19 protein-coding genes are annotated in these 19,031 nt (G+C 65.1%); 4 read left to right on the top strand and 15 right to left on the bottom strand.

Annotation, left to right across the window (positions count from 1 at the left end; genetic code table 11):
• Positions 1–8 precede the first annotated feature (8 nt).
• From AB0N24_RS06040 to AB0N24_RS06030, 3 genes are all read right to left on the bottom strand, one after another.
• Positions 9–1,004, bottom strand: coding sequence for a substrate-binding domain-containing protein (locus AB0N24_RS06040; protein ID WP_364121800.1), 996 nt, complete (start codon positions 1,002–1,004; stop codon positions 9–11).
• Between the two features lie 219 nt (positions 1,005–1,223).
• Positions 1,224–2,051, bottom strand: a complete 828-nt coding sequence (locus AB0N24_RS06035; protein ID WP_364121798.1) for an aldo/keto reductase — start codon at positions 2,049–2,051, stop codon at positions 1,224–1,226.
• A 54-nt stretch (positions 2,052–2,105) separates the two neighbouring features.
• Positions 2,106–3,335 carry an MFS transporter gene (locus AB0N24_RS06030; protein WP_364121795.1) on the bottom strand — a complete coding sequence of 410 codons (1,230 nt, stop codon included), beginning with the start codon at positions 3,333–3,335 and terminating at the stop codon, positions 2,106–2,108.
• Positions 3,336–3,499: 164 nt separating this feature from the next.
• On the opposite strand from AB0N24_RS06030, the gene AB0N24_RS06025 reads away from it, so the two are divergent.
• Positions 3,500–3,949, top strand: coding sequence for a MarR family transcriptional regulator (locus AB0N24_RS06025; RefSeq protein ID WP_364121792.1), 450 nt, complete (start codon positions 3,500–3,502; stop codon positions 3,947–3,949).
• A gap of 152 nt (positions 3,950–4,101) precedes the next feature.
• Here the strand turns inward: AB0N24_RS06025 and AB0N24_RS06020 are convergent, their stop codons facing one another.
• The 8 genes from AB0N24_RS06020 to AB0N24_RS05985 form a co-directional block, all read right to left on the bottom strand.
• Entirely contained in the window at positions 4,102–4,977 is an 876-nt protein-coding gene (locus AB0N24_RS06020; protein ID WP_364121789.1) for a sugar phosphate isomerase/epimerase family protein, read from the bottom strand.
• A 116-nt stretch (positions 4,978–5,093) separates the two neighbouring features.
• Positions 5,094–6,107, bottom strand: coding sequence for a Gfo/Idh/MocA family oxidoreductase (locus tag AB0N24_RS06015; protein ID WP_364121786.1), 1,014 nt, complete (start codon positions 6,105–6,107; stop codon positions 5,094–5,096).
• Between the two features lie 37 nt (positions 6,108–6,144).
• Complete coding sequence (locus AB0N24_RS06010) at positions 6,145–7,056, bottom strand: sugar phosphate isomerase/epimerase (protein WP_214950422.1); 912 nt, start codon at positions 7,054–7,056, stop codon at positions 6,145–6,147.
• Positions 7,057–7,145: 89 nt separating this feature from the next.
• Entirely contained in the window at positions 7,146–8,657 is a 1,512-nt protein-coding gene (locus tag AB0N24_RS06005; RefSeq protein WP_364121783.1) for a CoA-acylating methylmalonate-semialdehyde dehydrogenase, read from the bottom strand.
• 30 nt (positions 8,658–8,687) lie between these two features.
• Positions 8,688–10,616, bottom strand: coding sequence for a 3D-(3,5/4)-trihydroxycyclohexane-1,2-dione acylhydrolase (decyclizing) (gene iolD, locus AB0N24_RS06000; RefSeq protein ID WP_364122378.1), 1,929 nt, complete (start codon positions 10,614–10,616; stop codon positions 8,688–8,690).
• A 39-nt stretch (positions 10,617–10,655) separates the two neighbouring features.
• Positions 10,656–11,606 carry a deoxyribose-phosphate aldolase gene (locus AB0N24_RS05995; RefSeq protein ID WP_364121780.1) on the bottom strand — a complete coding sequence of 317 codons (951 nt, stop codon included), beginning with the start codon at positions 11,604–11,606 and terminating at the stop codon, positions 10,656–10,658.
• Positions 11,603–12,604, bottom strand: coding sequence for a 5-dehydro-2-deoxygluconokinase (gene iolC / locus AB0N24_RS05990; RefSeq protein ID WP_364121777.1), 1,002 nt, complete (start codon positions 12,602–12,604; stop codon positions 11,603–11,605). Before iolC ends, AB0N24_RS05995 begins: the two co-directional genes overlap by 4 nt.
• 209 nt (positions 12,605–12,813) lie before the next feature.
• Positions 12,814–13,218, bottom strand: coding sequence for a tautomerase family protein (locus AB0N24_RS05985; RefSeq protein WP_364121774.1), 405 nt, complete (start codon positions 13,216–13,218; stop codon positions 12,814–12,816).
• Between the two features lie 171 nt (positions 13,219–13,389).
• Here AB0N24_RS05985 and AB0N24_RS05980 point away from each other — a divergent pair, with 171 nt between their 5' ends.
• From AB0N24_RS05980 to AB0N24_RS05970, 3 genes are read left to right on the top strand one after another with little or no spacing between them, the layout of a single operon-like run.
• A complete protein-coding gene (locus AB0N24_RS05980; protein ID WP_364121771.1) occupies positions 13,390–13,752 on the top strand; it encodes a metalloregulator ArsR/SmtB family transcription factor in 363 nt (120 codons plus the stop codon).
• Entirely contained in the window at positions 13,749–14,258 is a 510-nt protein-coding gene (locus AB0N24_RS05975; protein ID WP_364121769.1) for an SRPBCC family protein, read from the top strand. Before AB0N24_RS05980 ends, AB0N24_RS05975 begins: the two co-directional genes overlap by 4 nt.
• A complete protein-coding gene (locus AB0N24_RS05970) occupies positions 14,255–14,518 on the top strand; it encodes a hypothetical protein (RefSeq protein WP_364121766.1) in 264 nt (87 codons plus the stop codon). The genes AB0N24_RS05975 and AB0N24_RS05970 overlap by 4 nt, the downstream gene beginning before the upstream one ends.
• A 92-nt stretch (positions 14,519–14,610) precedes the next feature.
• On the opposite strand, the gene sucD is transcribed toward AB0N24_RS05970, so the two are convergent.
• The 4 genes from sucD to AB0N24_RS05950 all read right to left on the bottom strand — a co-directional run bounded on the left by sucD (position 14,611) and on the right by AB0N24_RS05950 (position 18,958).
• Positions 14,611–15,513: a succinate--CoA ligase subunit alpha gene (gene sucD, locus AB0N24_RS05965; RefSeq protein ID WP_214950403.1), complete on the bottom strand. Its 903-nt coding sequence runs from the start codon at positions 15,511–15,513 to the stop codon at positions 14,611–14,613.
• An 11-nt stretch (positions 15,514–15,524) separates the two neighbouring features.
• Positions 15,525–16,694, bottom strand: coding sequence for an ADP-forming succinate--CoA ligase subunit beta (gene sucC / locus AB0N24_RS05960; protein WP_364121762.1), 1,170 nt, complete (start codon positions 16,692–16,694; stop codon positions 15,525–15,527).
• A 224-nt stretch (positions 16,695–16,918) separates the two neighbouring features.
• Positions 16,919–17,626 carry a hypothetical protein gene (locus tag AB0N24_RS05955; RefSeq protein WP_364121759.1) on the bottom strand — a complete coding sequence of 236 codons (708 nt, stop codon included), beginning with the start codon at positions 17,624–17,626 and terminating at the stop codon, positions 16,919–16,921.
• A gap of 18 nt (positions 17,627–17,644) precedes the next feature.
• Positions 17,645–18,958 (bottom strand): nucleotide disphospho-sugar-binding domain-containing protein, encoded by a 1,314-nt coding sequence (locus AB0N24_RS05950; RefSeq protein WP_364121756.1) that lies wholly within the window; start codon positions 18,956–18,958, stop codon positions 17,645–17,647.
• Positions 18,959–19,031: the final 73 nt, after the last annotated feature.

Here is a 19,031-nt window from a genome sequence, read left to right as displayed (position 1 = left end):
TCCTGGATCTAGCGGACGCCTTGCTGGGCGAATTTGAGGACGTCGGAAGCGTTCGACTTGTCCACGATGGTGGGACCGGTCAGCACAGGCTGTCCGCCGCCAAGCTTGAAGCCGCCGCGTTTGGCCTGCCAGAGGGAATCAATGGACATGTAACCCTGAAGCCACGGCTGCTGGTCGACAGTGAAGATTACGGAGCCATCCACGATTTTCTGGGCGAGGTCGGCGTTCAGGTCGAAGCTGGCCACCTTTGCCGAGCTGCCCGCGTCCGTGACCGACTTGAGCAGCGTCAGCGTGATCGGGGCGCCCAAACCGATGATCACGTCTGCATCCTTGGCTGCCTGGAGCTTTGCGGTCGCCGTGGACTGGACCGCGGTCATGTCCTTGCCGTCAACGTAAAGGATCTCGGTTCCGGGGACTTTGGCCTTGACGCCGGCGCACCGCGCCTCGAGGCCCACGTGGCCCTGCTGTTGAATAACGCAAACGGGGTGCTGGACGTTCTGTGACGCGAGCCGGGTGCCTACCGCCTCGCCGGCCAGCTTCTCATTGGAACCGAAGTGGGTGAAAGCCCCGAGCTGAGCAGACACGCTCTCGCCGGCGTTAAGGCTCACAATCGGAATGCCGGCATCGGTGGCCTTCTTCAGGACGTCCTTCAGGGCGTCAGGCGTCGCAAGGGTGACAGCGATTCCGTCCACCTTCTGGTCGATTGCCTGCTGAACGAGCTGCGCTTGGCGCCCAGCTTCGGGGTCACTGGTGTAGAGGAGCTCGACATTGTCCTTCGAGGAGGCTTCCTCTGCACCCTTGCGAACGATGTCCCAGAATGTGTCGCCTGCTGCGGCGTGGGTGATAAGAGCCACCTTCATTCGGGGAGTGCTTGCTGCCTGTCCGGCGCCGCCGGCGTTGCCGCTGTCAGCCGGCTTACCGCCGCTGCTGGAGCAGGCGCTGAGAGCCATCATCGGGACTACCGCTGCGACGAGAGCCGCTTTGCGCCAGGAAAATTGTGCCACCTTAATCTCCTTCGATCTCAGGTTCCGGGCCGCCACTCTGCAGCCTCCGGAGCACTGTCTACCTCGATCATGGTGATTCAGTTCACTAATGTCAATAGTTTGTCCTGACATTAGGATGTTTTAACTTGGATCGGGGTCTTATTGCACCAAAAAAGCCGGGGGAAGCGGCTATTGCCACCACCCCCGGCTTGTCATCCGGGGACGTTCCGGAGCACCCGCCTAGCCGTGGAAATCAGCCGGGTGCGGACCGGTGCGCCCGTCGCGCTCGAGTGCGTCAACCGCCGCAAGCTCACCTGCTGAGAGGGTGAATCCGAACACGTCGAGGTTCTCCCTGATGCGGGAAGGAGTCACCGATTTGGGAATGACAACCCTCCCCTGCTGCAGGTGCCAACGCAGCACCACCTGGGCCGGGGTCCGGCCGTGACGGGCCGCAATGTCAACGACGGCCGGATCGTCCAGCACCGCGCCCTGCGCCAGCGGGCTCCACGCCTCAGTGGCGATGCCGTGAGCACCGTTGAACACTGCGACGTCGCGCTGCTGCAGTGCAGGGTGGAGTTCAACCTGGTTGACTGCCGGCACCGTTCCGCCCAGGTCAACGAGCCGCTGCACATGTTCGGGCAGGAAGTTGGAGACCCCAATGGCCCGGACCCTGCCGTCGGCATGGAGCTTCTCCAGCGCCAACCATGAGTCCGCGTACTTGTCGAATTCCGGAGCCGGCCAGTGGATCAGGTAGAGGTCGAGGTACTCCAGCCCCAGCTTGTCCAGGCTCGCCTCGAAGGCGGCAAACGTCGGTTCGTAGCCGAGGTCCTCGATCCAGAGCTTGGACGTGATGAACAGTTCCTCACGGGGAATGCCGGACTCCGCCAATGCGCGGCCGGTGCCTTCTTCGTTGGCGTAGATGGCAGCCGTGTCGATGCTGCGGTAACCGGCGGCGAGGGCGGCGGTGACCGCGGCGGTTGTTTCGTCGTCGGGGACCTGGAACACGCCGAAGCCGAGCTGGGGCATCTCCACGCCGTTGTTGAGGGTGACGGTAGGTATTGAGGTCATGGTGTCTCCAGAGGTTGTAATGCGGTGTCGCGATGCAGTGGTGGTGATGCAGTGTCAGCGGGCGGCGACCGGCTCGGCGGCGGCAGGGACGGACGTTTCCGACGCCGGCGCTTCGGACGCGGACCCGGCGGCGGTGTGCCGCTTGGCGCTGGCTGCGGCGACCGCCATCACGCCGAGGCCGAGGAGGGTGATCCCGGCGCCGGCCCAGATCGGTGAGGTGTAGCCGAGGCCGGCGGTGATGGTCACGCCGCCGAGCCAGGCGCCGAGGGCGTTGCCGACGTTGAACGCGCCGATGTTGGCGCCGGAGGCCAAGGTGGGGGCGCTGTGGGCGTAATTCATGACCCGCATCTGCAGTCCCGGGACCGTAGCGAAGCCGAAGCCGCCCATCAGGACGATCGAGGCGATGGTGAGGGGCTGGTTGCCGGCGGTCAGTGCGAACCCCACGAGCACCACGACGAGCACAGCCAGGACCACCAGGAGGGTGCGGTCCACGTTCCGGTCCGCCGCCTTGCCGCCCACGGTGTTGCCGATGAACAGCCCAACGCCGAAGAGGACCAGGAGCCAGGGCACGGTGGAGGCCGCGAAGCCGGTGACCTCGGTGAGGGTGAAGGCAATGTAGGTGAAGGCGCCGAACATGCCGCCGTAGCCGAGGATGGTGACGAGGATGGACAGCCAGACCTGGCCGGAGCGGAAGGCGCTGAGTTCGCTGCGGAGGCTTCCGGGGGCGGTGTCGCCGCGGCCGGTCCTGGGCACGAGCGTCAGGATGCCCACGAGGGCCAGGACGCCGATGCCTGTGATGGCCCAGAAAGTGGAGCGCCAGCCTGCCGCCTGGCCCAGCATGGTGCCGAACGGAACGCCCAGGACGTTGGCGGCGGTGAGTCCGGTGAACATGATGGCGATGGCGCCGGCCTTCTTGGTGGGGGCCACCATGTCAGCGGCCACTACCGCCCCGATGCCGAAGAACGCACCGTGGGCCAGAGCGGCAACGATCCGGCCAATCATCATCATGGAGTAGTCGGGGGCGAGGGCGGAGATTAGGTTGCCGCCGATGAACAGCACCAGCAGGACGGCGAGCACGGGTTTGCGCTCGAACCGCGTCACGGCTGCAGTGAGCAGCAGGGCGCCGACGACGACGGCGAGGGCGTAGCCGGAGATCAGCCAGCCGGCCGTGGCCTCGCTGACGCTGAAGTCAGCGGCAACCTCGGGCAGCAGGCCCATGATCACGAACTCGGTGAGTCCGATCCCGAACCCGCCGAGGGCGAGGGCTATCAGGCCAATAGGCATGGTGAAGCTCCTTCAAAAACTGTACGGAATGGGGTAGGGCGCGTAAGCTAGTAGTTGCAGACGCGTTATTTATTGTTGCACAAGCAGATACCACGCGCAAGCAACTATTATTTGTTGTGCCCCGTTTCACATCCGCGGGTACACGATCCGAAGGGAAGTACCAGATGGGCATCAAGGACGACGCCGTTGAAGTCCGCGCGCAGGGCTGGCGGACCCTCGCGGCCCTGCACGGCCTGATCGAGTCGGAACTGGAGCGCTCGCTGCAGGCCGAAGCCCAGCTGTCCGTCGTCGAATACACGGTGCTCGACGCCCTCAGCCGGCAGGACGGCTGGCACATGCGCATGCAGCAGCTGGCCCGTGCCACCGCGCTCAGCGCCAGCGCCACCACACGGCTGGTGAACAGGCTCGAGGACCGCGGCCTGCTGACCCGCATCCTTTGCGCCGATGACCGGCGCGGCATCTACACCGAGCTCACCGACAGCGGGATCAGGCTGCTTGAAGAGGCACGTCCCGCCCACGACGCCACGCTGGAACGCGCCCTCACCGAGGCCCAGGGAGTACCCGAACTGGCCCCGCTGGTGGACGCACTGCCGAAGCTGCACGCGCACGCCTAGGACCCAAAGGAGCCACACACGGCAAAAAGCCCCGCGCCGCGCCGAAGCGCGCCCGCGGGGCTTTTGCTGCTTTACTGGCCCTACTTCCCGGCGGGAATCCGAAACCGATCAGGAAGTTCACGATCCACAGCACGAACGCCGAGGCGCCCACGTCATAGGCTGACCTTTTGGACGTACTGCTTCATTGTCTCCAGCTGGTAGCGCGAAACGTCCGCCGCGTTGTCGTCCTCGGCAAAGACGCTGGACACCATGACCGTGTCGTCGCGGTCCACGAAGCCGATTTCCTGCAGGCCGCCGAAGAACTCGTCCCAGTTGACGTCGCCGTCGCCGATCTTCAGGTGCTGGTGCACGCGGACCGCGTTGCCGGGCGGGTTGGTGATGTAGCGCAGGCCGTGCGAGGCATGGTGGTTCATGGTGTCTGCAACATGGACCAGGCGGAGCTTATCCCCCGCGGCGCGCATGATGTCCAGTGGCGCGTTCTTCATGTGGAAGCTGTGCGAGGCCACGTACACCAGACCCACGTTCTTGGAGTTCAGGCCGCGTATGACGCGGATGGCAGCAAGGCCCTCCTCCACAAAGTCGTCCGGGTGCGGATCGATCAGCAGGTCGATGCCTTCCCGTTCGATGATGGGCAGCAGCTCTTCCATGGAGCGGTAGAAGGCGCGCTCTGATTCTTCGGCCTTTTCCGGGCGGCCGCTGAATTCGGTGTTCATGGTGCTGACGCCCAGGTCCACGGCGATCTGGATGGCGCGCTTCCAGTAGCGGACGGCTGCCTCGCGCGCATCCTCGTCCGGCCCGGACCAGCGGAGCACGGGCAGGACCGAGGCAATCTCGATCCCGGCGTCCTTGCAGGCCTTGTTGAGCTGGCCCACCAGTTCGTCATCAGCCTTCGGGTGGTTGTAGAACGGGATGAAGTCGGCGTGCGGGGTCATCTGCATGTACTTGTAGCCGAGGTCCGCCACCACCCGGGGGAATTCAAGCAGGCTGTGCGAGTGGTGGAACGGCGTGGGGTCAAGTGCGATTTTCACGAGGGACACTCCATTGTGGATCAGTCAGGTAACAAGCGGAGTTTTTGTCCAGATCAAGGGATCTCGAGGGCCTCGAAGTCGCTCGATCTGGACAAAAACTCACGTGAGGGCGGGGCCTAGCTGTAGAGGGCAGGCTTGTCGTTCAGTTTCACGGCGACCTTTTCGCCGTTCTTCTGTGCTTCCACGCCTGCTTCGCAGCATGCCGCGGTGGCGTAGCCGTCCCAGGCGGTGGGGCCGCCGATTTCGCCGCGGAGTGCAGCGTCGACCCAGGCCTGGATTTCGACGTCGTAGGCCGCACCGAAGCGCTCTTCGAAGCCGGGGGTGACGTTGCCGCCCCAGCGGCCGGCGCTGCGGGTGTACGGTCCCTTGTCGCCGCCAATGTTGACGATGCCGTCTTCGAAGGAGGCCTGCGTGGCCACTTCGTAGCCGAACTTGGCGTTGACGTAGATTTCGACGTCGGCGAGCACGCCGGACTCGGTTTCCACCAGGACATGCTGGGGATCGTGCTGGCCGGCCGGGGCGTTCTTCGTGGCCTTGCCCAGGCGGACCTGGACGCTGGTGATTTCCTCGCCGGTGAAGAACCGGATGGCGTCGAATTCGTGCACCACGGAGTCGTTGATCAGCATCTCGTTGGTGAAGCCCGGCGGCGTGGTGGGGTTGCGGTGCTGGTGGTGGAGCATCAGCAGTTCGCCCAGTTCGCGGTCGCGGATGACCTGGCCCAGGGCGGCATACTCGGCGTCGAAGCGGCGCATGAAGCCGACCTGGATGCGCTTGTGGCCCAGCTTGTCCTCGGCCTGGACGATCTTCCATGCTGATTCGGCGTCGGGCGTGAGCGGCTTCTCGCAGAGGATCGGGATGTCCCTGGCGAGTGCTTTCAGCAGGATGTTCTCGTGCAGGAAGCCGGGGGTGGCAATCAGTACTGCGTTGACGTCGCCGTTGTTCAGCGCCTCTTCAGCATCGGAGAGGGCCACTGCGCCCGGGATGCCTTCGATGGCTGCCTGGGCGCGGGCGAGGTCAACGTCCACGACGGCGGCGACTTCAGCGCCGTGGATGCGCTTGCTGAGGCGCTGGATGTGGTCCGCGCCCATGCGGCCGGCGCCGATGACGGCGACGCGAAGGGTTTCAGTCATTGTTCTTTCCTTACGTTTCAGATGGCCTGGGCGGCTGTTAGTTGACGGCCGTGCGGGAGCCGCAGGACAGCAGGTAATTGCGGGTGCGCTTGGCGATCGGCATGGGAACGTCGAAGGCCACGGGGTACATGTCCTGCTCCACGATGCCGAAGATGGGGCGGTTCAGTGCCTCCACTGCTTCGATGACGGCGCGGAGGTCGGGCAGCCCGTTCGGCGGCTCGGTCATGACGCCGGCAAGGTTTGCGGCGGCCCAGGTCATGTTTTCCTCGTTGACCTTCCTGAGGATGTCCGGGTTGATCTGCTTCAGGTGCAGGTAGCCGATGCGGTCCGGGTAGTTCTTGATGAGCTCCAGGCTGGAGGCCCCGCAGTATTCGGCGTGGCCGGTGTCCAGGCACAGGTTCAGGTATTTCGAATCCGTGGCGGCCAGCAGCGTTTCGATGTCTTCCTGGGCTCCGACATGGGAGTCAGCATGGGAGTGGAACTGCTGTTTCAGGCCGAAGTCCTCCAGCAGGGTCTTGCCCAGGCGGTTGTGGCCGGCGAACAGGTCGCTCCAGGCCTTCTCGGTGAGCTGGCCGCTTTCCACCGCTTCGCCGGTGACGTCGTCGCGCCACATGGCCGGGATGACCACGATGTGCTCGCCGCCCATGGCCGCCGTGAGCTCGGCGACCTTGCGGGCCGGTTCCCAGGCTGTCTCCCACTGGTCGAGCCCGCGATGGAATGCGGTGAAGACCGTTCCCGCAGTGACCTTCAGGTCGCGCTGCTTGAGCTCCTCGGCCAGCCGGGTGGGGTCATTCGGCAGGTAGCCGTAGGGGCCGAGTTCGATCCACTTGTAGCCGGATTCGGCCACTTCGTCGAGGAACCGCTCCCACGGGGTCTGCTTGGGGTCATCCGCGAACCAGACGCCCCAGGAGTCCGGTGCGGTGCCGATGATCAGCTTGTTGTCGGTCATTTCTGTTCCTTCTCATCGATTGCTCCGTAACCGCCCTTTTGGACGCTCAAAACGGCGGTTACGGAGCAGTCGATCGGGGTTCGTCGGGACTAGTTGGACGGGAAGTTGTAGGAGGCACCCGAGGCGTGGGTGGGCTCGGGCCAGCGGGAGGTGACTACCTTGCCACGGGTGTAGAAGGAAACGCCTTCCGGGCCGTAGATGTGCTTGTCACCGAACAGGGAGGCCTTCCAGCCGCCGAAGGAGTGGTAGGCCACCGGGACAGGCAGCGGCACGTTGATGCCGATCATGCCCACGGTCACCGAGCGCTGGAACTTGCGGGCGTTGGCGCCGGAGGAGGTGAAGATGGCAGTGCCGTTGCCGTAGGGGTTGGAGTTGATCAGGCTGATGCCTGCATCCAGGTCCTCCACGCGGACGACGACGAGGACCGGTCCGAAGATTTCCTCGGTGTAGGCGGTCATTTCGGCCTTGACGTGGTCCAGGACGGTGGGCCCGACCCAGAAGCCTTCCTCGTGGCCGGGGACCACCAGGTCGCGGCCGTCCACCACCATGGCGGCTCCCGCGGCTTCGGCTTCGGTGACGATCTTCACGATGCGTTCCTTGGAGGCGGGCGTGATGACCGGGCCCATTTCGGCGTCGGGCGCGGTGCCGTTGTTGACCTTGACGGCCAGGGCGCGTTCCTCGACCTTCTTGACCAGCAGGTCGGCGGCATCGCCGACGGCGACGGCGACGGAGATGGCCATGCAGCGTTCGCCGGCGGAACCGAAGGCGGCGGCGGCCAGGTGGTCGGCGGCGTTGTCGAGGTCCGCGTCGGGCATCACGATCGCGTGGTTCTTCGCCCCGCCCAGGGCCTGGACGCGCTTGCCGTGCTTGGTGGCGGTCTCGTGGACGTACTGGGCGATCGGGGTGGAGCCGACGAACGAGATGCCGTCCACGTCCGGGTGGGTCAGGAGCCCGTCAACGGTTTCCTTGTCGCCGTGCAGGACCTGGAAGACGCCGTCGGGCAGGCCGGCCTGCTTCCACAGCTTGGCCAGCAGCATCGAGGCGGACGGGTCGCGCTCGGAGGGCTTGAGGATGAAGGCGTTGCCGGTGGCAATCGCCATCGGGGCCATCCACAGCGGCACCATGACGGGGAAGTTGAACGGCGTGATGCCCGCGACGACGCCGAGCGGCTCGCGGAAGGAGAAGACGTCGATGCCGGTGGAAACCTGGTCGGAGTAGTCGCCCTTGAGCAGGGTCGGGATGCCGCAGGCGAACTCGATGACCTCCAGGCCGCGGCCGATCTCGCCCTTCGCGTCGGAGAGGACCTTGCCGTGCTCGGCGGTGATCAGTTCGGCAAGCTCGTCCACGTGGGAAGCGACGAGTTCGCGGAACTTGAACAGCACGGTGGTGCGCTTGGCCAGGGAGATGTCGCCCCAGCTGTCGGCGGCGGCGCGGGCGGCGGCCACGGTGGCATCCAGGTCCGTCCGGTTTGCCAGCCGCAGCTCCGCGGACACGGCGCCGGTGGCGGGGTTGTAGACGGGCTGCGTGCGGCTGCCTTCGCCGGCGGTCTCGGCGCCGTTGATGAAGTGGTTGATAGTGGTGGTGACGGTCGTCGTTGACATGTGTTGGACTTCCTTGGTCTGTGGGGAGTTCTAGCCGAGCAGCTTGCGCTGGCGGTTCTTGTGGTCGGTGTAGCTCTGGAAGGCCTGCCGGGTGGAATCGAGGTCGGAAACCTGGGAGACCGGAACGTCCCACCATGATTCGGAACTCGGGGCATCCAGCAGCGGGTCGGATTCGACGTGGATCAGGATGGGCCCGCCGCGCTCGGGGGCGGCCTTGGCGTCGCGGATGGCCTGCTCGAGTTCGGCGATGACCTTCTCCCCCGGTTCGATCCTGATCACCTTCACGCCGAGGGACTCGGCGTTCAGGGCCAGGTCCACCGGGAGCGTGTCGCCTTCGTCGAAGCTGTGCTGCTCCTCGTTCAGCGCCCGGTACTGGGTGCCGAACCTCTGCGAACCCAGCATCTCGGAGAGCGAGCCGATGGAAGCGTAGCCGTGGTTCTGGATCAGGACCACAATCAGCTTGATCCGCTCGGCGACGGCGGTGACCAGTTCGGTGTGCATCATCAGGTAGGAGCCGTCCCCCACCATGACCACAACGTCGCGCTGTTCACCGCCGCGCGCGGCCTCCGCCAGCGCCGCGCGCTTGACGCCCAGCCCGCCCGGGATTTCGTAGCCCATGCAGGAGTAGGCGTATTCCACGTGGTAGCCGAAGGGGTCCCGGACACGCCACATCTTGTGCAGGTCACCGGGCAGCGATCCGGCGGCGCAAATGACGACGTCCGCCGCGTCCATGGCCCGGCTGGTGGCACCGATGATCTCGTTCTGGGCCGGCAGCGGCGTGAACCGGGTGTCGAACGCTTCGTCCACCGTGGCGTCCCAGCGCTTCTTCTCGGCAGCAACCTGCTGTTCCAGGTCGGCACCGACACGGTAGCCGCCCAGGGCCTGGTTCAGCTTGACCAGGGCCTTGCGGGCATCGGCCACGATGGGCAGCGAGGTCCCGTGCTTGTACGCGTCGATGGCGGCGACGTTGATGTTGATGAATTTCACGTCCGGGTTCTGGAACGCGGTCCGCGAGGCGGTGGTGAAGTCCTCGTAGCGCGTGCCGATCCCGATGATCAAGTCCGCCTCGGCAGCGATGGCGTTGGCCGCCGTCGTGCCGGTGGAGCCGATCGCGCCGAGGGAGAACTTGTGGTCCCAGGGCAGGACGCCGACGCCGGCCTGTGTGTTGCCCACGGGGATGCCCGTCAGTTCGACGAACTTCGCGAGTTCGTCGTTGGCGTAGGCGTAGAGGACGCCGCCGCCGGCGATGATGAGCGGGCGCTTCGCGGCACGGATGGCTTCCGCGGCACGGCGGATGTCCCCGTCGTCGGCGTCGGGGCGGCGGATGCGCCACTCGCGCTCGGCCAGGAACTCCTCGGGCACGTCGAAGGCCTCGGCCTGGACATCCTGCGGCAGCGAGATCGTCACGGCGCCGGTTTCGGCCGGGTCGGTGAGGACGCGCAGGCCGTGGTGGAACGCGGAGAAGAGCTGCTCGGGCCGGGAGACCCGGTCGAAGAACTTCGACAGCGGCCGGAAGGCGTCGTTGACAGTGATGTCGTAGGCGTAGGGCTGCTCGAGCTGCTGCAGGACGGGGTCCGCAGCGCGGGTGGCAAAGGTGTCACTCGGGAGCAGCAGCACCGGCAGGCGGTTGGTAGTGGCCAGGGCCGCCCCGGTGAGGAGGTTCGAGGAACCCGGCCCGATCGAGGTGCTGATGGCGAACGTCTGGCGGCGCCGGGTGTGGCGCGCGTAGCCCACAGCCTGGTGCGCCTGGGCCTGCTCGTTGCGGCCCTGGTAGTACGGCATGATCGTCGGATCGAGCTGCTGGTACTGTTTGAGGGCCTGGCCGACGCCGGCAACGTTGCCGTGTCCGAAGATGCCGAACGTTCCGGGAATCAGGCGTTCCCGGTAATCCAGCCCGCCGACAGAGTCAACGGTGTACTGCTTGGAAAGGTATTCCACCACGGCCTGGGCCACGGTCATTCGACGGGTTCCGGTTGCTGTTCTCGTCCCCATGGGAAGTTACTCCGATACTTCTGCGGTGTGGGCTGATGCGGTGTGGTGAAGGAGGGAGGCGGCGGTGGCCACGGCGCCGGCAACATCGCCGTCCTGCGGATACAGGAGGGTGCGGCCGACAGTGAGGCCCTGCACGCCGGGGAGGGCCAGGGCGGCTTCCCAGGTGGCGAAGACCTCGTCCTGCGTACCTTCCGGATCCCCGCCCAGCAACACCGTGGGCATGGTGGTGGCGGCCATCACGCGCTCCATCTCGGCCACCACGGGCAGCTTCATCCACGTGTACGCGCTCGTGGAGCCCAGGCCCTCGGCGATGGCGATGGACTTGATGACGGCGTTGGTGGACAGGTCGTTGCGGACCTTGCCGTGTTCGCGGACGGACAGGAAGGGCTCCACCATGGCGATCAGCTTGCGTTCAGCGAGGGAGTCGATGACCTTGGCCGTTGCTTCCAGCATGGACACGGTGTCCGGGTCGCTGAGGCAGATGCGCGTGAGCATCTTGCCGCCGTCGGCCCCCAGGGCTTCCAGGGCTGCGGCGGTGTGGCCGGTGAAGCGGTCATCGAATTCGTTGACCAGGCCGGCCAGCCCGCCGCGGTTCATCGATCCGAAAATCAGTTTGCCGTCGAGTGCCCCGAGCAGCAGCAGGTCGTCCATGATGTCCGGCGAGGCGAGTACGCCGTCCACGTCGGGGTTGGCCAGCGCGATCTGCAGGCGGTCCAGCAGCTGCCGGCGGTCCGCCATGGCCACCGGATCGTTGCCGACCGCGAGGGCGCCCCGGGCGGGGTGGTCTGCGGCGACGATGAAGTTCTGCCGGCCGTACTTAAGCCCGGGGTGGCGGCGCCGCGCCTTGGCAGCGCGGGCAATAGCGTCCGGATCCTCCAGGCGGATGGTGCTCAGGTGCGCGTAGCGGCGGGGATCATCGTCGAGGGCACTGTTCGAGGCGATGGGCGTGAGGGTCACAGTGCTGCTCCTTCTGTGGCGAACTGCCCGGGAACCAGGCGGCCGCGTTCGGCCAGCAGCGAGGTGACCTCGGCCGGCGTCGGCATGGCGTCGGCGCAGGACAGGCGGGACGCGACGATCGCGCCGGCGGCATTTGCGTAATCCAGGACCTGGGCCAGGGGCCAGCCGGACAGCAGTCCGTGGCAGAAGGCGCCGCCGAAGGAGTCTCCGGCGCCGAGGCCGTTGACGGTCTCCACCGGAACGGGGGCGGACACCACGCGTTCGGTGCGGGTCTTGGCCATCACGCCTTCGGGGCCGAGCTTGACAACGGCGATTTCAACGCCGGCGGCCAGGAGCCGGTCTGCCTGCTCGTCCGGGGTTCCCTCCCCCACTGCGACGGCACATTCCTTGTCGTTGCCGATCGCCACCGTGACATGCGGCAGGATCTTGGCGACCTGGGCACGGGCTTCCGCTTCCGAGGCCCAGAACATGGGCCGGTAGTCCAGGTCCAGGATGGTGTGCTGCCCGTCTTTCAGCCCGGCATGCGGGCGGGCTTCGTGGGCCTTGATGTGTGCTTCGCGGCTGGGCTCCTGGCACAAACCGGTCACGGTGGACCAGAAGATCCGCGCCTCCCGGATGGCGTCCAGGTCCAGCTCTTCGGCCTTGATCTGCAGGTCCGGGGCCGTGGGAAAACGTCCGTAGAAGTACAGCGGGAAGTCTTCCGGCGGCTTGATCGCACAGAACGTGACCGCGGTGGGCCATTCCTTCACCGGCGTCACGAACGTATCGTCCACGTTGAACTTGTGCAGTTCGCGGTGCAGGTACGTGCCGAAGGCGTCATCGCCGGTGCGGGTGATGACACCGGTCCGGCGGCCGTGCCGCGCGGCTGCCACAGCCACGTTGGACGGTGAACCACCAAGGTACTTTCCGAAGGACGTGACGTCCTCCAGATCCACCCCGATGTCGTTCGGGTAGATATCAACACTGATGCGCCCGATCGTGAGCAGTTCGTGGGTCACGGTAATCGCGGACCTTTCTGGTTTGAACTCTGTACCTCTGAACAGATAGAGCTCCGGTTCCTGGCGGACCCCCGTGAGCGGGGCCACAACCACTACTTTGCCCTAGAAATAATGTCCTGTCAAAGGTTTGTACTGACATATTTACAACTTGGCATAACGTGCCGGATAGACACCCGAGGGACCTCCCGGCGGGGGCAAAAAAGCCCGGACTACTTCCGGGGAACCGCCAGCTCACCGGTGACATACTGGGCCCGGCCGAAGCCGAAGGACCAGTCACCGGCAGTGTTCTCCACGTATCCGATGAATACGTCCTCGCCGGCCACGCCCAGCTCACCCAGCTTGCCCGCGATCGCCGCAAAGAGGGATTGCTTGGCTTCCTGGCTCCGGCCGCCTTGGGTAAAGATCTGGATCATCACCACGTCCGGCGTGCGCTCAAAGCCCAGCCCGGCATCCTGGGCAAAGATCTGCCCGCCGGGATGTTCGGTCAGGACGTGGAAGTAGTCGCGCTCGGGGATCCCGTATTCCGCCAGGATCGCATCATGGATCCCCCGGCTGAGACGGCCCAGATCCTCGGCGCTGCGGCCCTGGTTGACATCAATTCGCACGAGAGGCACGCTATGCTCCTTCACTAGTTTGTCCTGACATACTAACAAACTATTGATCGAGGGGACAAGCTGGCAGTGCAGCGAAATACCCCTTGTCTGGGGGCTCCAGCAGGCGTAGGGTTAAACAACCAACAGGTTGATAAAGCGATTGATTGACTAAGGGCAGGTGATTGGCAGGCCATGGACACCGGCGACGATGAACTGCTCGATGCGGCCTTCATGGCCCTCGCCGATCCGGTCCGCCGGCGCATCATCTCCCGGCTCAGCCGGGGCCCGGCAACCGTGAACGAACTGGCGGAACCCTTCGCGATCACCAAACAGGCGGTCTCGAAGCACATCCAGGTCCTCGAGCAGGCGCAACTGGTCACCCGCACGCGTGACGCCCAGCGCCGGCCCGTCCACCTGAACCCCGCACGGCTGGAGGCGCTCACTGCATGGATTGACCAGTACCGGTTGGTCCGCGAGGGGCAGTTCCGCAGTCTCGATGCCGTACTCCAATCCAGGGCCGCCGCAGGCGGCACACAGGCAAAGGACCCATCATGAGCAACGAACTGAAACTCAGCATCCCCGAGGGACTCCCGTTCATTGACTACGAACGGGAATTCGACTTCCCGGTGGCGGACGTGTTCCGCGCCCACAAGGAACCGGACCTGATCGTCCAGTGGCTCGGCCCCCGGGGACTCAAGATGGAAATCGACCACTACGATTTCCGCACCGGCGGCAGTTACAGCTACCTCCACACGGGGCCGGACGGTGCCGCGTACGGGTTCAGCGGCGTCTTCCATACTGTCCGCGAGGACGAGTTCGCCGTCCAGACCTTCGAATTCGACGGCTACCCGGACGTGGCCAGCCTCGAGTTCCTCACCTTTGAGGACCTGGGCGGCGGCCGGTGCCGCATCAAGGGCCATTCCGTCTACCCGAGCCAGGAGTCCCGCGACGGCATGGCGCAGTCCGGCATGGAGGGCGGCATGACGGAGGGCTATGAGCGGCTCGACGAACTCCTCGGCGGGGCCGCCGGCAGCCGGGTGGCCGGGGAGGGAACGGCATGAGCAACGCATTGAAGCTCGTGGCCCCGGAGAACCCGCCGTTTGTGGACTCCGAGCGCGAGTTTGATTACCCGGCGGCAGGATATCCGGATGTCGTCACGCTGGAGTTCGGAACGTTCGAGGATTTGCCGGGCGGGCGTTCCAAACTCACCTCTAGGTCCGTTTACCCCAGTGTGGAAGCATGCGCCCGGTTCCTGGCTGACGGCATGGAAGCCGGCATTGCTGCCGGCTATGAACAGCTGGACGAGCTGCTCGGCCGGTGAGGCATCCGGCAATTAAAGAAAATTACGACGGCGTCCGGTCATCTTCCCTGGGGAAGGCGGCCGGACGCCGTCGTACTTTTGGTGCTGTGGACCTAGAGGGTCGCGAAGACCTCGCGCAGCAGCTTGGCGGTCTCGGACGGCGTCTTGCCGACCTTCACGCCGGCAGCCTCGAGGGCTTCCTTCTTGGCCTGGGCGGTGCCCGCGGAACCGGAGACGATGGCGCCTGCGTGGCCCATGGTCTTGCCTTCCGGAGCGGTGAAGCCTGCCACGTAGCCAACAACCGGCTTCGTGACGTTTGCCTTGATGTAGTCCGCGGCACGCTCTTCAGCGTCGCCACCGATCTCGCCGATCATCACGATCGCCTTGGTCTCGGGGTCCGCTTCGAACGCTTCGAGGGCGTCGATGTGCGTGGTGCCGATGACGGGGTCGCCGCCGATGCCGATGGCGGTGGAGAAGCCCAGGTCCCGCAGTTCGTACATCATCTGGTAGGTCAGGGTGCCTGACTTGGAGACGAGGCCGATGGGGCCCTTGCCCGTGATGTTTGCCGGCGTGATGCCAACGAGGGCCTCGCCGGGGGTGATGATGCCTGGGCAGTTCGGTCCGATGATGCGGGTGACCTGCTTGCCGTTGGCGTCGACCTTGGACTGCGCCAGTGCCCAGAACTCAGCGGAGTCCTGGACCGGCACGCCCTCGGTGATGACGACAACCAGGCCGATGCCGGCCTCGATGGCTTCAACAACGGCGTCCTTGGTGAACGCCGGCGGCACGAAGACGATGGAAACGTCGGCGCCGGTCTCGGCAATGGCTTCCTTGACCGTGCCGAAAACGGTGATTTCGTTATCGCCGTGCAGGACTGTGGTGCCGGCCTTGCGGGCGTTGACGCCGCCCACGACGTTGGTGCCGGCCTTGAGCATCAGGGCGGTGTGCTTGGTGCCTTCGCCGCCGGTGATGCCCTGGACGATGACCTTGGAGTCCTTGTTCAGATAGATAGACATGGTGCGTCCCTTTACTTAGCTGCGTTGGCGAGCTCGGCGGCCTTGTCGGCGCCCTCGTCCATGGTGGCGGCCAGGGTAACCAGCGGGTGGTTGGCCTCGGCCAGGATGCGGCGGCCTTCTTCGACGTTGTTGCCGTCGAGGCGGACAACCAGCGGCTTGTTGGCGGAGTGCCCCAGCTCAGCCAGTGCACCCACGATGCCCTTTGCCACAGCGTCACAGGCGGTGATGCCGCCGAAGACGTTCACGAACACGGACTTGACCTGCTCGTCGCCCAGGATGACGTCCAGACCGGCAGCCATAACCTCGGCGGACGCTCCACCGCCGATGTCCAGGAAGTTGGCGGGCTTGACGTTGCCGTGGTTTTCACCGGCGTAGGCAACGACGTCAAGGGTGGACATGACCAGGCCGGCGCCGTTGCCGATGATGCCAACTTCGCCGTCCAGCTTGACGTAGTTGAGGTCTTGCGCCTTGGCCTTGGCCTCGAGCGGGTCAGCAGCATCCTTGTCTTCGAGGAATGCGTGCTTGGGGTGGCGGAAGTCCGCGTTCTCGTCCAGGGTGACCTTGCCGTCAAGGGCAACGATCTCGCCGGCGCCGGTCTTGACCAGCGGGTTGACCTCAACCAGGGTTGCGTCTTCCTTCTTGAAAACGTCCCACAGCTTCAGGATTACGTCGGCGACTTTGCCACGCAGTTCCTCCGCGAAGCCTGCAGCGGCAACGATTTCATCGGCCTTGGCCTGGTCGATGCCCACAGCGGGATCGATGGCGATCTTGGCGAGCGCCTCGGGGCGTTCGACGGCGAGCTGTTCGATTTCCATGCCGCCTTCTACCGAGCACATGGCCAGGTAGTTGCGGTTGGCCCGGTCCAGCAGGACGGAGAAGTAGTATTCCTCGGCGATGTCCGCGCCCTGGGCGATCATGACCTTGTTGACCGTGTGGCCCTTGATGTCCATGCCCAGGATGTTGGTGGAGTGCTCCAGAGCCTCATCGGCGGTCTTGGCGACCTTAACGCCGCCGGCCTTGCCTCGGCCACCGACCTTAACCTGTGCCTTGACGACAGTTACGCCGCCGATCTTCTCGGCAGCTGCCTTTGCTTCTTCAGGGGTGTGCGCCACGATGCCAGCAAGCACGGGTACACCGTGCGCCTCGAACATATCGCGCGCCTGATATTCAAACAGGTCCACGGTTTAGTGTCCTTCTACGTCGAAGTAGTTTCTGTACAGCCGGACCCCACGTAGTCGTGGTTACCGGGCTGCGGAATAAACGCACCCTGCGGCAGGTTTGGAAACGAGCCACACGGCGCAATGCTCCTTTCGGAACTCTAGTCCTTTCTGCGGACCGGCCCGTTCCAGAGTACCTGTTATGTGAGTAAGGACACTATTCTATGGAGCGTAGAAAAACGCCTAGATTACGGGCTTTTTGGCCCCTCCGAGGGCGTCGCTGAGGCGTTTTCACTGCCGCCGGAAACTAGTTCGTAACGGTCCCGGGAAATGAAGAAGGCAACACCGGCTGAGACGTTTCCGCAGGCCACGCCGCCGTTGTAGGCCGAGCAGCGCAGGCCGTTCCGCTCAAGGTTCTGGCCGTCCTCCAGGACAGGGAGCTGGGATACGGGGCCGGCTTTGCTGCCTTTGGGCCCGAATTCGGCTTCCATCTGGGTCACACCGGAGCGGCATTCGCCGTAGCTCGCCTTGTCCGGCGTGAGCAGGGCCGCGCCGCCCAGGTAGCCCAGGCCGGTGCCGGCGCAGTCGTCCGTGACGTCCGCGGGATCAGGTTTGGCATACCTGGCCAGCTCGCAGTGCGCCACCGGCACGATGGCGAGCTTGTTGTTGCCGGGGTCGCTGAAAGCGTTGGGTTCATACGGCAGGTTGACGTGTTCGCCGCGCGCCGACGTGAGGGAGCAGACGGTGTTTCGGTCCGCCGTGACGAAGCTGAGTACGTCCTCGCCTGCTGAGAACGGGGCGGCGTCCGCCACGGGCGCCTGTTTCAGCTGCTCCAGCACGGGAAGCGGCGGCGGGGGCACGTAGTCCGGGTCCTTCTGCGTGACGGTGCACGCCGTGCAGGCCATCAGGAAGAGGGCGGCCAGGATCCCCAATACAGTCCGTCGCATGGCACCCATTATGCGTCATGACCGCCGTCAGCCCGCCCCGGGAGCCAGCACACTCTCGACGACGGCGGCCGCGGCGTCCGCCGGGTCACGGGTATTCAACTCTTGTTGCATGCTCCTGGCGCGGCTCTTCCAGCCGGGATCTGACAGGACCGTTTCCACTGCCTTGGCCAGGTCCGCGGGTTTGGGCGCCTCGGTGCGCAGGTTGATGCCTACTCCCGCGTATTCCACCCGGGCATTGACATCGCTTTTGCCCTCATTGATGCCGGACACCACCAGGGGTACACCCTTGGACAGGCTCAGCTGGACTCCGCCGAATCCGCCGTTGGTGACGAAAGCGTCAGTAAAGTCGAAGACTTTGGCGAAGTCCACATAGTCGCGCACCAGGATATTGGGCTGCTGATAGCGTGCCTGCAGGGCCGTAGTGCCGCGGCCGCCGGTGGCCACGATGACCAGCGCGTCCATCTCCTTTACAGCTTCGAGCGCCGGGATGATGAGCTTGTCCTGGTCGGCATTGTCGACCGTCCCCTGCGTGATCACGAGGGTTTTGGAATACCCTTTCGGCCACCCATCGCCCGGGCCGGCCGCCCCGGCGTCGGCATCCGTGGTAGCCCCTGGCAGGCGGTATGGAAGAAGGGCGCCGACATACCTGACCTTGGGATTGGCGTTGCGGCGTGGGAAGTCCAGCTGCGCCGGGCCCGTCTGGATGGTCGCGTCGGAGCAGCGGTAGGGTTCGTCGGTGAGCCGCCCTCCCCGGGGCACCTCCTGCCCGAAGGCTGCATGTTGCCGCCGGTAGCTTTGTCCTGCGGGTCGAAGAATGACTCTGTCCGAGATCAGGCCTGCAGCAGCCTGCAGGGCCCGTTCCACGGGATTGCGCGGCGGAAGGAACCCAAAGAAGAGCGGCGGAACCTGCGGGTCGCTTTCCATGTTGGGGATCGCCACAAAGTTCACCACCGGTTTGCCCAACAGATGCGAAACGAGCCGGTGGATGAACATGGAACTGTCCGCTACCAAGACGTCGAAGGGAAAGTCCCGGTGCAGGTCGCGGATGTCCTCGAAAAAGTTGGTGACGTTGCTGGCGAAGATCTTCTCGCCGTCGAACCCAATGGCCCGGGGCCCCTTCAGCCGTGCCCGCTCCGGATAGAGTTCCGCGAGGTTGTCCGCCCGGTGCTCCGTGGCACGCCGGAACGGAAAGAGTGGAATGCCCAGGCCTTGGAGCTTGTCCCGGAAAACAGGCCCTGTGTACCAGCGGACGTCGTGTCCGTGCTCCTTGAGGCGCATCGCCACACCGGTCATGGGATTGAAATGGCCGTCGATGGCCTGGCTGGCGAAAAGGACGTTCATGCGGATCTGCTCCTGGTGAGGCTGATGACACGAGCTGAGATCCCTGAACTGTAATCCTGCCGCCAAGGCCCGG

Source organism: Arthrobacter sp. NPDC093128, from assembly GCF_040683875.1.
Taxonomy (GTDB): Bacteria; Actinomycetota; Actinomycetes; order Actinomycetales; family Micrococcaceae; genus Arthrobacter.
The sequence above is the reverse complement of the archived record's forward strand: the minus strand, read 5'-3'. Positions and strand labels throughout refer to the sequence as shown.

Excerpts from the sequence above, each read along its gene's own strand:
- AB0N24_RS05950 (WP_364121756.1), bottom strand. The coding sequence starts at position 18,958 with ATGAACGTCCTTTTCGCCAGCCAGGCCATCGACGGCCATTTCAATCCC.
- AB0N24_RS05975 (WP_364121769.1), top strand. The coding sequence starts at position 13,749 with ATGAGCAACGAACTGAAACTCAGCATCCCCGAGGGACTCCCGTTCATT.
- AB0N24_RS05970 (WP_364121766.1), top strand. The coding sequence starts at position 14,255 with ATGAGCAACGCATTGAAGCTCGTGGCCCCGGAGAACCCGCCGTTTGTG.
- sucD (WP_214950403.1), bottom strand. The coding sequence starts at position 15,513 with ATGTCTATCTATCTGAACAAGGACTCCAAGGTCATCGTCCAGGGCATC.
- AB0N24_RS06030 (WP_364121795.1), bottom strand. The coding sequence starts at position 3,335 with ATGCCTATTGGCCTGATAGCCCTCGCCCTCGGCGGGTTCGGGATCGGA.
- AB0N24_RS06035 (WP_364121798.1), bottom strand. The coding sequence starts at position 2,051 with ATGACCTCAATACCTACCGTCACCCTCAACAACGGCGTGGAGATGCCC.
- AB0N24_RS06015 (WP_364121786.1), bottom strand. The coding sequence starts at position 6,107 with ATGACTGAAACCCTTCGCGTCGCCGTCATCGGCGCCGGCCGCATGGGC.
- AB0N24_RS06010 (WP_214950422.1), bottom strand. The coding sequence starts at position 7,056 with ATGACCGACAACAAGCTGATCATCGGCACCGCACCGGACTCCTGGGGC.
- iolD (WP_364122378.1), bottom strand. The coding sequence starts at position 10,616 with ATGACCGTGGCCCAGGCCGTGGTGGAATACCTTTCCAAGCAGTACACC.
- AB0N24_RS05980 (WP_364121771.1), top strand. The coding sequence starts at position 13,390 with ATGGACACCGGCGACGATGAACTGCTCGATGCGGCCTTCATGGCCCTC.
- AB0N24_RS06005 (WP_364121783.1), bottom strand. The coding sequence starts at position 8,657 with ATGTCAACGACGACCGTCACCACCACTATCAACCACTTCATCAACGGC.
- AB0N24_RS06025 (WP_364121792.1), top strand. The coding sequence starts at position 3,500 with ATGGGCATCAAGGACGACGCCGTTGAAGTCCGCGCGCAGGGCTGGCGG.
- AB0N24_RS05955 (WP_364121759.1), bottom strand. The coding sequence starts at position 17,626 with ATGGGTGCCATGCGACGGACTGTATTGGGGATCCTGGCCGCCCTCTTC.